This is a genomic window from Sphingobacterium corticibacterium (assembly GCF_004208525.1).
Taxonomy (GTDB): Bacteria; Bacteroidota; Bacteroidia; order Sphingobacteriales; family Sphingobacteriaceae; genus Sphingobacterium; species Sphingobacterium corticibacterium.
Genome location: NZ_SGIT01000006.1, coordinates 93,222 through 106,510, shown reverse-complemented (window position 1 = coordinate 106,510; position 13,289 = coordinate 93,222). Strand labels below are relative to the sequence as shown.

Below are 13,289 nucleotides of genomic sequence, written 5' to 3'. Positions count from 1 at the left end.
TAAATCAAATAATCAATTTTCTGATCTGCTATTATATCTTTTACCTCGGCTACCGATTTTTTAGATTCCCATAAATTAGGAACAAATCTATTTAACATGTGGACAAGGCGGTAAGATAAGTATGTTCGGTTCTGGAAATACCGAATATGGTATCCGTTTTATTCGGTAAGGGCCGCAGCCAAACCTGATCTTCCTCTATAAATAAGGTCTATGTTATTATTTTTTTTCCTCATTATTTTTAGTTAATACTTTAGGATATTCCTTTTACGTATCAACGACATATTGTTCAATATAATTGAAATCAATGTTCTGAGCACCTATTTTACTTGTCCAGCCATAACTTAAATAGAGGCATTTTAATCCTGCTCACAATGACTTCCGTGTTTGGGTCTCTTTTTAAGATTATCTTTGCTTTTTCATTGAAATATTTATGGATACTCTCGATACTGTTGATGTGTAGGATAAATTGACGGTTCACCCGAAAGAAAAACTTCGGGTCAAGTTGTTCTTCCAATTCTTCGAGACTGTAAGGTACTGCTATCGAAAAACCGTCCACGAGCTTGAAATAAACGTTCTTATGCTCCAGAAAAGCATAATCAATATGTTCCACAGGTATGACTTTATAATCATCGCGGTAATGCAACAAGAACCGGGTTTTGTAGGTCTTTTGCTGCGTTCTCAACATCTCCAGAATTCCATGCACATCTTCCGGGGAAGTCATCACACGAAATTCGTTGATATTATCCAATGCCTCTTCTAATTCTTCCTGTACAATAGGTTTCAACAGGTAAGCTGTTCCATAGACTTTAAATGCCTGCAGGGCATATTCGTCATAAGCCGTAGTGAAAATGACAGGGCATTGAATAGACACCTGATTATAAATTTCAAATGAGAGACCGTCTGCGAGCCTTATATCCATAAATATCACGTCAGGGTGAGGATGGGAACCTAGCCATTCTACACTCTCCTGAATGCTTGGCAAGACCGCCAACAGGTTCATCGCAGGATCATACTTCTCAACCAATCCTTTTAACAGTTCTGCATTGTACTGTTCATCTTCTATGATAAGGTAATTCATAATCATACTTATAAATTTAACAAAGGTAACCTTACTTCAAAGCTTGTTTCCGTTGTCCTGATTTCCGGTAACCTACCATATAACAACTGGTATCTTTCCTTGATGTTCGTCAGTCCCATTCCCGTACTTTTATAGTCTATGTTGATGGGCTGGAGATTGTTTTTTACGACAATTGATCCTTCTTTGCCACTTTCAATAACGATGGACAACGGCTTCTTCAAAGTAGAAATATTATGCTTGATGGCATTCTCTATCAGCAGTTGTAAAGTAACCGGGGGAATGCCTCTGCGTTTATCGGATTCACTGATGTCGATGTCCAGAAAAATGGTATTTCCGTGACGTATCTTGATCAGATGAAAATACATCTCTACAAATTTCAGCTCATCCTGTAAAACAACCGTATCTTTCTTACCCGTTGTTAAAATATAACGGTATACCCGGGAAAGGTTCGAAAGAAATTCCAGTGCCCCCTGCCGGTCTGTCTCAATCAGCTGGGTGAGGATACTGAAGTTGTTGAACAAAAAGTGCGGATCCAATTGCAGTTTCAGTATTTCCAGTTCAAACTGTAAAGCACTTTCCTTTAACTGATGGGCGTGAAGCTCAAGTTTATTGCTTTCGATAACTTTGGCTTTCCACTTTTCAAAAAAGAAATAGGAGTGATAAAAACTATTCACGAATGCAGCTACCACCATGTTTACCACAAGATATTGTCTTACCGCCTGCTCTATTTCCTGATCAACTTCTGATGATTCGGGCCAGAAAGTTACATAGATAATATTTTCAAGATAAAGCAAAAAGAACATCGCTCCGATAACCACCGTAGTGGTTACAAGAAAGTGAACCGATATATTGTTTCCGAAAATTACGCGCTTATTTGCCCAGTTGGTCAGCAGTGTAATGATCCAAAACAAAATGGCATACATAGCAATTCCACCAACAATAGTCCCGGATATCTCGGTCCACTTTGCTTCGGTATAGAAACTCCACCAACAGCTCTTGGGATTCAGGAGATACTGGATGAGGTTAGCTAATCCCAATGAAACAAGCACAGCACTCCAATGGAAAAATGGTTTCCATTGTTGATTGTACAGCGCTGTTGATTTATTATTCATTTAATTTCCGCCTAAAGATTTGTATAGAGCAATGTAAGCATTTATTTCTTTCTGAACGGTCATGGTATGCGCCAATTCAGTCTGGAAATAATTCTGCTGCACTGTCAGAACTTCCAGATAGTTTGCCTCGCCGTATTTATAAAGTATCTGCGCATCCGCAATGGCTTTATCCAGTGCTTTTTTTCTGTTATTGACTTCTTTGATCTGCTCTTTGATCTGTTCAATATTGCTCATGGATGTACTGACTTCTTCTACCGCATTCAGGACTGATTTCCTGAATTCATGCACCGCTGCTTCATGCTGGTGCAATGCCTGCTCATAAGACGACCTGATGGCCCTTTTATTGAAGATAGGCTGGGTCAGTCCTGCAGTCGCATTACCGAACAAGGAAGCAGGAATAGAAAACCAATTGCTCGCCTTGATAGCGTTCAGACCTCCTTGTCCCGTGATTTTCAGACCGGGATAAAATTCGGTCTTGGCAATCCCTACGCGTGCACTGGCTGCCCGGAGCAATAATTCCTGTTGCTTGACATCAGGACGGTTCTTTAACAGATCTGTAGGGATACCTGCTTGCAATGAGGTTAGAAATGCCGCATCGGTCAAATCAGCCAAACGCTCTACCGATGCCGGGTAGCTTCCTGCCAATATCTGCAAGGCATTTTCCTGTGCCTTGATGCTTGCCTTTATTTCTGGAACCAACGCCCGTGTTTCTGCCAGTTGTGCTTCGGACTGTTTGATTGCCAGGGAACTTACCTCGCCTACACCAAATTGTACCTGCAGGATATCCAATGTTTCCTGCATGCTTTTCTCCACCTGCTGCGTGATGCGTAACTGCTGGTCCAGGCTGAGCAGGTTGTAATAGGCCTGGGCTGTCTGTGCGATCAACTGAACACGCAATGCCCTTCGGTTCTCTGCCTGGCTTAAATAGTTGGATAGTGCTTCCTCTCTCTGCCGTTTCAGTTTTCCCCAGAAATCAATATCCCAGGACACCGCCGGTGCAAAGTTATATTCTTCAAACAATAGGTTACCCGCGAATGACCCCATCATACTGTTTTTGGAGAGGCGCTGGACGCCCGCATTGATCTGCAGATTGACCTCTGGAAGATAATTGAGCTTCACTGTCTTCAGTATCGCTTCTGTAGCTAAGATATGCTCGGCAGCAATCATCAGGTCGGGATTGTTTTCCATTACCTGATCAATCAGGGTAACCAGTTTTTGATCACTAAAAAACTGTGTATAGGATGGAATTTCCACTAAAGTGCTATCTTTTGCCGCATACGTATCCTCATATGCAGCGGGAACGTTCAGCTCCGGACGCTGGTAATCTTTGGTTACCTTACAGGACTGGGTCAGTAAAACCAGGATAAGTCCTGCAATGCTATTTTTTATCATTAATTTTTTCATCGTCTATGCATTTTTATTGCCTGAAATTCTGTCCTGTAAGCCTTGAAAGATCATGTAAAGGACGGGGATAATCAACACCCCTAAAACAACTCCGCTCAACATCCCTCCGGCAGCACTGATACTGATGGATTTATTTCCGATGGCTGTTCCACCCGTTGCAAACATCAGCGGTACCAACCCTGCAACGAAAGCGAACGAAGTCATCAAAATAGGACGAAGACGCATTCTGGCTCCGGCAATACCTGCCTCAAAAACCGACAGTCCGGCCTTTCGCTGTTGTACGGCAAACTCCACGATCAGGATTGCATTTTTGGCCAATAAGCCAACCAGCATGACCAGTGAGATCTGCACGTAGATATTGTTGTCCACGCCAGCCAATCCTGTAGCGATAAATACGCCAAGGATACCCGTAGGCAGCGACAATATTACCGCCAATGGTAACAAGTAGCTTTCATATTGCCCGGCAAGGAGAAAATAAATGAATAGGATGCTCAAACCGAAAATAAAGACCATCTGCGAACCAGAATTTCGCTCCTGTAAAGCCAATCCGCTATACTCATAACTGTATCCTTTGGGCAATTCTTCTTTCAGTACCTCATCAATCACATTCATTACTTTTCCGGTACTGGCATCCCCTGCCGCATTCACGTTCACGCGAATACTGTTGTACAAATTGTAACGACTAATATCCTGCGGACCGAAAACTTTTTTGAGGCTGACCAATGTCGCAATCGGCACCATTTGATTCAGGTTATTGCGCACCATTATATTTTCCAGCGATGCTTCATTTTTCCTAAAATCTGATTCGGAACGTACATTTACCCGGTACAATCTTCCAAAGCGGATAAAATCCGTTGTCTGTGACCCCGTTAGATATAGCTGAAGGGCATCCATCACTTCTTTCGGCGTCAATCCCAATTGGTGTGCTTTATCTTCGTTGACCTCCACTTCATACTGCGGAAAATCACTTCGGAAAGTTGTGAACGCCATACCTATTTCGGGACGTTCGTTAATGGCCTGTATGACTTTTTGACTTACCTTTTCAAAATCATTGATACTACCAGAAGCTCTGTCCTGCAACACAAATTCCACTCCACCGGCTGTTCCGAAACCTTCCACCGCGGGGTTCCGGAAAATCAGAAACTCGCCTTTGATCTTTCCGTGCATCAACTGTTCTATTTTGTGCATAACTTCATTGATATCGGAGATTTCACCGCGGTCTTTCGGCTTTTTAAGGGTGATGAAACCCATTGCGGAGTTTGGAGCCGTTCCGGAGGTAAACAGGTTAAACCCAGAAACCGTACTGATACTCCTTACTTCGGGAAGTTCTGAAACTATCTTGGTTGCCTTTTCCATTTCTGCCGCAATAAACTGCAGGTTTGCACCTGCCTGCAGATTCACTACAAAGGTGAGGTTATTGTCATCTTCTTCAGGTACAAATCCTTTCTGGGCATTGTTCATCAAAAAGAAGGCCCCGAAAGAAATCACTAATAGAGCTGCGATTGCAATCAGCTTTTTCTTTCCTAAAAACTTGACCGCACCGATATACTTATTCGTTAATCTCTCAAAGCTCGCGTTGAAAGCATCGGAGAAACGTTGCGTGAATTTTTTCTTTTCTGCCTCTTCTCCTCCATGATGGTTCTTTAGTAATAAAGCACACAGTGCCGGGCTCAGGGTCAGTGCGTTTACCGCAGAAATCAGGATCGCAATGGCCAAGGTATAGGAAAACTGCTTATAGAATATTCCCGCCGGACCTTCCATAAAACCTACCGGAAGAAATACTGCGGACATTACCAGGGTAATGGAAACAATAGCTCCACTGATTTCGCTCATGGCGGAAACCGTGGCCGTCTTTGCCGATTCGCCCGTCTGCTGCATCTTGGCGTGTACCGCTTCAACGACCACTATGGCATCATCGACCACAATACCTATGGCAAGTACCAGCGCGAACAAGGTCAGTACGTTCACGGAAAAACCTATCAGATAGATAAAAAAGAACGTTCCGATAATGGACACGGGCACCGCTATTGCCGGGATGATCGTGGAGCGGAAATCCTGAAGGAAAACCAGCACCACAATGAATACAAGCAGGAATGCTTCGATCAGCGTGGTTTTCATCTGCGAAACAGAAGTATCCAAACGGTCTTTCATATTCTGGATGATTTCGTATTTGATACCATCCGGAGCATTTTTCTGAAACTGCTCAAGCGATTCATTCACTTTAACGGCAATATCGTTCGCGTTGGAACCACTGGCCTGAATGACCGCAAAAACAATAGAAGGCTTTCCATCGGTGTACGTGTCACTCGAATAATTGGACAGTCCGAACTCGATACGTGCAACATCTCCAAGTCGTAAGACCGCACCATCCGTTTTGGAGCGTAGAATGATATTTTCAAATTCTTCAGGCTTACTCAACTTCCCCTTATAACGCAATGTGTATTGTAGGGTAGCATCACTTTCCTGTCCAAGTGTTCCCGGCGATGCCTCAAAGCTGTATTGCTGTATGGCAGCTTCTACATCAGAGGGCACTAAACCATACGACGATAGCTTGGTCGGATTGATCCAGACCCTTACCGAATATTCCTTGGAACCAAATAAACTGACATTCCCAACTCCAGGAATACGTTTTAACTCGGGAAGCAGGTTGATATTGGCATAATTTTGTAGGAAGCCCTCATCATATTTATCAGGATTTTCACTGTTGATATTTACCATCATCAGATAACTTGTCTGCTGTTTGGTGGTCGTCAGTCCAAGCCTTATGACTTCCTGGGGCAATTGCGCATTGACCTGTGCTACGCGGTTCTGAACATTTACGGCAGCCTGATCGGGGTCAACACCTTGCTGAAAAATGATGGTGATGGAAAAACTTCCGTCATTTGCAGCACTGGAGGTCATATACTGCATATTTTCCACACCGTTGATGGCTTGTTCCAATGGAGTAACGACCGAACGGATGACACTCTCTGCGTTGGCACCGGGATAGGTTCCCGATACAAAAACCGTAGGGGGGGCGATTTCCGGAAACTGGGTCATCGGGATACGCAATAACCCTATAATTCCCAGTAGCACCACTATGATGGAAATAACCGTAGCCAGTACGGGTCTTTTTATAATTTTACTTAACATCTCTTAACGAATTTTTATGGGTTAACTTTTGGCGTTATAGTCGCATTTTCAGGAACTGACGCCAGTTCATTCGCAATGATCCGGTCTCCCGCATTCAAACCTGATTTTACGATATAAAAGTCCCCTGATTTTACATAATCTTTTAATGCTACCCGTTGCATTTTGTTGGAGTTGTCCACTAATCCTACAAAAATTTTGTCCTGTACTTCATAGGTAGCCAGAACCGGTATTTTATAAACATCCTGCTCTGTCGATTTTAAAACGATTCTGCCGGTATTCCCCGTTCTCAGCAAACTTTCCGGATTGGGGAAAGATGCTCTGAGCATGACAGAACCTGTGCTCGGATCGAATTGACCGTCCATCATATCTATTTTACCGACATGGCCATAAGCACTTCCATCTGCCAGCAACAAGTTGATATCCTGGAAACTTTTCAGTTTCTCCAACAAATTAGAGCCTGGCCGAGAGGCATTTATTTTCAGAATCTCATTTTCGGGCAAAGAGAAATAGGCATAGATTTCGCTTACCTGCGATACTGTGGTCAGGGGCTGTGTATCATTGGGCCCTACCAAAGCTCCCAGGCGATTGGGAATACGCCCGACATAGCCGCTTACAGGTGCTTTTACAACCGCAAACCCAAGATTAACATCAGCAGAGGCCACAAGTGCCTGCTGTTGGGTCACGGCGGCTTTTGCATTTTCGTAATTAGCTTTTGCCTTTTGATATTGAAAGTCTGCCACAACCTTATTATCACTTAGAACCTTGTATTTATCCAGTTCCAGCTGTGCAGACTCCAGCTGTGATTTTGCCATGGTCAAAGAAGCCAAAGCCGTATTTTTTTGTTCGCGGTATACGCTTGCGTTAATACGGAATAAAGGCTGCCCCTCCTTAACATAAGCCCCTTCATCCACAAATATCTTGTCAATATAACCGGTTATCTGTGGGCGGAGCTGGATATTATCCTTTCCCTGCAAACTAGCCGGAAATGTCTGTTCGAGGGCTGCGTCGGAAGGCTGTAAAGTAAACACCTCTGCCTGTACTGTTTCTGCGTGGTCTTCAACTTCGTTTGTGGCGTTCTTACACCCTTGAATAAAAAGTGCAGCTGTTAAAAACAGCATCAGAACATTTTGCTTTTTTGCTATCAAATGCTTCATCGGATTTTCTTTAATTTGACGTTTATGAAATGCAAAAGTAGAACAGGTGTTATTTATATATTAGGAGAATCTGGCTGAAATGCGGAAATATGCAACTGAAATGCGGAAATCGGGAGTTAAGTTTTTGTCGATGCTATTAAGTCTTGTAGAACACTTTCATTTTTTCTTTTTTCCCCGTGCTATTATTGGTCTCAAAATAGAAAGTATACAAACAACGTTTGATATGATGATTACTTCCTAAAAAATATTTATGATCCAGATAGATGTTATTGGTTCACTTGTAGGGTCATCAAAATCTATAAATACAAAATGAAAAAAGGGAAAGTATTATAAAAAACTCTAGGAAGTGCAGCTTGTAGTTACTATAGTTATTGGTCGTGATAACTTGCACTATAAGTGTTATTGTTCACGTTGATAACGCATTTGATTAGGGCGGTTTCAAATACGGTTTTAGATATTTAATAGGATGATCTATCTTACGATAAATCAAATCCTTCCTGTTGACTGGAAGTCATTATTTGAACAAAAGATGTTCATAAACCTCAAGGGATATTGCAAGGATTTTAGTTTATTCTTTCGTCATCTTCATCCATCTTTCTGACCAAAGCGTCACGTAAGCTGTCAAGGAATTTAGTGCGATTTATTTTTCGGGATTTAAGTTCCATAAATGTATGATAGAAATCGCCCAAATTAATATTGAAGGTATTTTCAAATGTTTTGGCAATAGCTATTATATCTGCATTTCCAAAAGCACCCTGTGTATGCAGTGAATAAATTAATTCGGTTAATGCAGTTTTGCTCTCTGACCAGTTTAATGAAGAACGGTAAAGTGATTTCTGTTGATTGGTATTGTTCAGTTGGTCTTCAATATAAACTTGTATAAGATCATTAGCTATAATCTTTGCTGCCTTATAGTCGTGAGAGGTGGAAAATCTATGATCGGTCTCAAAATAAACCGTATCTAAAGTCAGTTTAATATCGTGTTTTCCCCGAAGAAACAGCTTTTCGTCAATAAATGAATTATTAGTCCGGTAATATTTATAAAATTCAAGATTATTATCAAAATACCTTTTTAGCTTTCTCAATTCTTCATTAAGGTATTTCTTTACAGCCTTTGTATCATTTGGTTTCTTTGTTTCGATTTTGTAAATGGCATTGTAGTAGATAAGCTTTGCTACAATAGCTGGCTTTTGATGTTTGAAAAAATGAATTTCTACATCAGTATTCTTAAACCCGTTCTTCAAAACGTGCTCTTTTACTTCAGACAAAGAGTTGATGATAAGTTCTATGATGATCTCGATACGTTGTATGGAGTGATCCGATTCAATTTCAATATCCTGAATATCATGTTCAAGTTTGTGAAGTATTCTGTTATAGGTTATATCCATAGCTTTTATCAAATGTGAAAGAATAGACCAATGCATTTAAGAAGCTTTATCTGGACTCTTCAATTGCTTTCAGCAATTCCCTTATCTCTAAAGGTTTTAATACCCCACTGTATCTGAATAGAACCTGATATCTACTGTCCAGTAGAACCCAAGTCGGGAAAGTTATGTTCTCTGATCCGCTCAGTGCAATAGCAAGCTCGTGAATACCTGATGATAATCCTGTAGCTTTATGTTGAAAGGTCTTTTGATTAAATACAATAGAGTGTTTACGTTCAGCATTGAATACTATATAATAGAAATTATCCGCTTGTTTCTGGAAGTCTTTATTTTTTGCCAATTGACCTTTCTGCATCTGACAGTATTTACACCAATCTGTTGAAAGCAGTATAAGTATTGGTTTCTTTTGGGTTTGCATAATGCTATCGATATCTTCAATAGCAAAAGATTCTGTTTGGGCAGTAGCGATACCACCCAAACAGAAAATCATAATCATAACTAGTCCAAATCTCCTCATTATTAACCACTCAATTAAAATAGATTATAGCGGAATCCCAAGAAGCCTCTTATTCCTTGATTAGGTCCATAAGAATATGTGTCAGGATCGAAAGTTAACCCGTAAGGATTGTTCGGTGTAACCATTGCTTGACCATTTGCATCGAAAGTAACGTCTCTATCAAAAGGGTCATGAGATCTAGCAATAACAAATGGATTTGTTTTCCCAATCGTCCAGTTTAGAAGATTTTTCACCCCTCCGTAAATTTCGATATTACGACCAACTTTTTTGGTTAATTGGATATTTTGAATGCTCCACCAAGGCGAGTGTTGTCTTCTAGGATCTGTATCACTTAACAAGGGTAATTTCATTGGACCTGTAACATTTCCTGTATAATCAATAGTCAATCCAATTTCCTTAATGGTGTAACCAATGGTCCACGTGCCCATGAAACGTTCTGTTTTTAATTGTCGTTCTCGTATCCCATTTTCTTTTGAGGATACATCCATAATTGTTCCTCCAGCAAGTATCTTTAATCCATTTTCGAAAGCTACATCAATGTTTAGGGATACACCTTGAGATACAGCATTTCCATTTAAATTGTCATAAATGATTTTATTGGGATCTGTTTGATAGTCTGGAATAATTTTGTTGGTAAAATAGGTATAAAAAGCAGTTGCATCTAACCCAATGAATGTACTGCCTACATTCATCCTTTTAACATAATTAATATTTCCATTCCATGATTTTTCTGGTTTTAACTCACTCATAAATACAACTTGTCTAGCTCCTGTAAGAGCTGCATGATCTTCGGTGAAAACGTTGGCAACTCGATACCCATTACCAAAACTTACTCTAAGAATATTATTTTTATTGGCAGAATTCCATTTGTAATTAATTCTTGGCGTGATTATGCTTCCGTGTATAGAATTATAATCGTATCGTGCACCTAGTAATAACTTGTTATTTTCGCTTAGTGTGATTTCATCTTGAACAAAAACACCTGGAAGATGTGTTTTTGATGGTTCATTTATGTTTGGATTGTCAAAAGATGCAGTAGCAGGGGTATTATCATCATAAAAAGTGTATCTATAAGTCGCACCTATCAATAAATCATTTCTTCCAATCGTTTTATCCCAGAAAAATTGTCCAAATGCAATTTTTTGATCAGCGATATATATTTCATCTCCATAAGCACTATTTTGATCATGTCCATTTAAACTAAATTGAAAGAATACTTTTTCCTTTATCGGCAACTGATAATTTCCAAATAATTCCCATCTGCTGGTATAAATACTTTCGGCATACACTTCATCGCCACCTCTATTTTTTCTGTTCCAATTCATCTGTCCTCCCCAACGATCTTCATAAAGATAGCGTCCTGCTATGGTGAAAATTCTATTGTCCTTTCTGTCAAAATTCCATTTGTTAAAAATAGAAATACGATTTTGAAGTGTTAAATCTGTAAACCCATCATTATTGTTATCGATTGGGTTAGTGTAATTGAAATAATTGATACCTAATAGTGATTGAGCTTTTTTGCCAGCATTAAATTTTGCAGCAATATCAGCATTGACTTCTCCCCACGTAGTACCAAATATATCGGCAGAAATAATGGGAGCATTGCCTGGTCTTTTAGTGATTACATTAATCAAACCTCCCACAGCCTCGCTACCATATAAAGTTGATGCAGGTCCCTTAACAATTTCAACACGATCTATTAGTGATTGAGGAATCCCGCTTAAACCATAAACAGTCGAAAGTCCACTAACAATTGGCATTCCATCAATAAGAACCATTGTATAAGGACCTTCTAATCCATTTATATGAATATCGCCTGTATTACAAACATTGCAATTTAGTTGCGGACGAACACCGTTTACATTTTGTAGTGCATCAAAGAGTGATGGAGTCGGGTTTGCTTTGAAAAATTTTGAAGTGTAGACTTCTACTGGAATGGGACTATCCAATTTTGAAACGGGCTTCATTGTACCAGATATTACTACGCCTTCCAATTCTTCAGACGATTCTTCCAGTACAAAATCTTTGAAAAGTGATTCACTGTTTATTATTATAGTTTCCTTGTGGATGGTATAACTGAGATGATTTATCTCAATTTCCCAAGTACCGTAAGGTATGTTTTCTAAAACGTAATTTCCCTGATCATCAGAAGACACTCCGATTTTCAATTTTGGAATGCGTATAGATGCTGCTTCGAGAGATGTTCCTCCCGCATCTGATATCTTACCGGATATTTTACCTGTTTGTGCTATTGCACAGACAGTGAATAGTATAAAGATTATACTGAGTAAATGTTTCATTGATATTTTAATTATTAAATGATTATTGAAAAAGTTTGAAAATGTTAATAGCTGGATTGTTTTAAGGGCTATTAGGGTAATGGAGCAGTTTTTTATCTCTCATATTGTTTGTGCTATCTTTAAATTATTTTTAGTCTTGCAAAAGTAATAAGTTAGACGATACTAACAAAATAAATTCTAACTTTGTTGTTAGGTAGTGCTAATATTTAATATTTTTGTCTAATGATATCACATACGGAAGAAAATTACCTGAAGGTTTTATATAACTTGACCAGCTTAAAAGGCGAAGCCACTGTCAACGACATTAGTAAACAGTTAGATATTAAAATGCCGACTGTTAATAGTATGATGAAAAGGCTGGCTGAAAAGGGATTAGTTGTTTATGAAAGTTACAAACCGCTGAAATTAACTGATGAAGGAAGAAAGCTTGCTGCACTGATTATAAGGAAACACAGATTAACGGAAATGTACCTGGTTGAAAAAATGGGATTCGGCTGGGAACAAGTTCACAGTATAGCTGAACAGATAGAGCATATACAGGCACCAGAATTTTTTGAAAAGATGGATGAACTGCTTGGCTTTCCTAAAGTAGATCCACACGGTTCGCCTATCCCTGATGCCAACGGAAATATAGCATCGGATAATTACGTTAAATTAAGCGATTGCAAAGTCGGAGATACGGTTACTTTTATGGCGGTACAGCCATCTTCTGAAGATTTATTGAAATTCCTAACCAGCCGTGATCTTTCTTTAGGGCTTGAACTTAAAATAAAACAACTTGAACCGTTTGACGGGAGTATGACTATAAGTTATGGCAAAAAGGAAAATGAAATGCTGAGCAGTAAGGTTTGCGATAACCTGCTGGTCAGCAAAAAAAGTAAGAAGAAATAAAAGAATTGACGAATTCAAAAATAGGTATTTGTTAAAAATGAATCTGGGGTTCTCTACCCAATTGTGAGATTATTTCCACCACGCAAATATCCAGATTGCTCAAAGTAAATGCTCTCCCAATGCACAGGTTATACAGAAAAGACTGTCTTGCCGAGGTAATTATCATACTGGTAATATTATGGCTTTCCCAATTTGATTACATTTATCTGTTGGTCACAAACATAAATTAAGGTTTCTCCCATAGCAATTTCCTATTGCAATTTTTTTTCGGGAGTAGATCCCATCAGGGATATTATTAAAGCACGTAAATCATTGC

General features: G+C 39.7%; 9 protein-coding genes. 1 reads left to right on the top strand and 8 read right to left on the bottom strand.

Annotated elements, in window-relative coordinates; genetic code table 11:
• Positions 1-322: 322 nt before the first annotated feature.
• From EWE74_RS20125 to EWE74_RS20090, 8 genes are all read right to left on the bottom strand, one after another.
• Positions 323-1,084, bottom strand: a complete 762-nt coding sequence (locus EWE74_RS20125) for a LytR/AlgR family response regulator transcription factor (RefSeq protein ID WP_130143459.1) — start codon at positions 1,082-1,084, stop codon at positions 323-325.
• 2 nt (positions 1,085-1,086) lie between these two features.
• A complete protein-coding gene (locus EWE74_RS20120; protein WP_130143458.1) occupies positions 1,087-2,190 on the bottom strand; it encodes a sensor histidine kinase in 1,104 nt (367 codons plus the stop codon).
• Positions 2,191-3,594 (bottom strand): efflux transporter outer membrane subunit, encoded by a 1,404-nt coding sequence (locus EWE74_RS20115; RefSeq protein WP_130143457.1) that lies wholly within the window; start codon positions 3,592-3,594, stop codon positions 2,191-2,193.
• 3 nt (positions 3,595-3,597) lie between these two features.
• The gene (locus EWE74_RS20110) at positions 3,598-6,726 is read right to left on the bottom strand and encodes an efflux RND transporter permease subunit (RefSeq protein ID WP_130143456.1); all 3,129 of its coding nucleotides are present in this window, start codon (positions 6,724-6,726) and stop codon (positions 3,598-3,600) included.
• Between the two features lie 14 nt (positions 6,727-6,740).
• Positions 6,741-7,880, bottom strand: coding sequence for an efflux RND transporter periplasmic adaptor subunit (locus tag EWE74_RS20105; RefSeq protein WP_130143455.1), 1,140 nt, complete (start codon positions 7,878-7,880; stop codon positions 6,741-6,743).
• Between the two features lie 563 nt (positions 7,881-8,443).
• Positions 8,444-9,268 carry an RteC domain-containing protein gene (locus EWE74_RS20100; protein ID WP_130143454.1) on the bottom strand — a complete coding sequence of 275 codons (825 nt, stop codon included), beginning with the start codon at positions 9,266-9,268 and terminating at the stop codon, positions 8,444-8,446.
• A gap of 46 nt (positions 9,269-9,314) precedes the next feature.
• Positions 9,315-9,782: a thioredoxin family protein gene (locus EWE74_RS20095; protein WP_130143453.1), complete on the bottom strand. Its 468-nt coding sequence runs from the start codon at positions 9,780-9,782 to the stop codon at positions 9,315-9,317.
• Positions 9,783-9,796: 14 nt separating this feature from the next.
• Entirely contained in the window at positions 9,797-12,082 is a 2,286-nt protein-coding gene (locus tag EWE74_RS20090) for a TonB-dependent receptor (RefSeq protein ID WP_130143452.1), read from the bottom strand.
• Positions 12,083-12,304: 222 nt separating this feature from the next.
• Between EWE74_RS20090 and EWE74_RS20085 the strand changes: the two genes are divergently transcribed.
• On the top strand, positions 12,305-12,973 hold the full coding sequence (locus EWE74_RS20085; protein ID WP_130143451.1) for a metal-dependent transcriptional regulator: 669 nt from the start codon (positions 12,305-12,307) through the stop codon (positions 12,971-12,973).
• Positions 12,974-13,289: the final 316 nt, after the last annotated feature.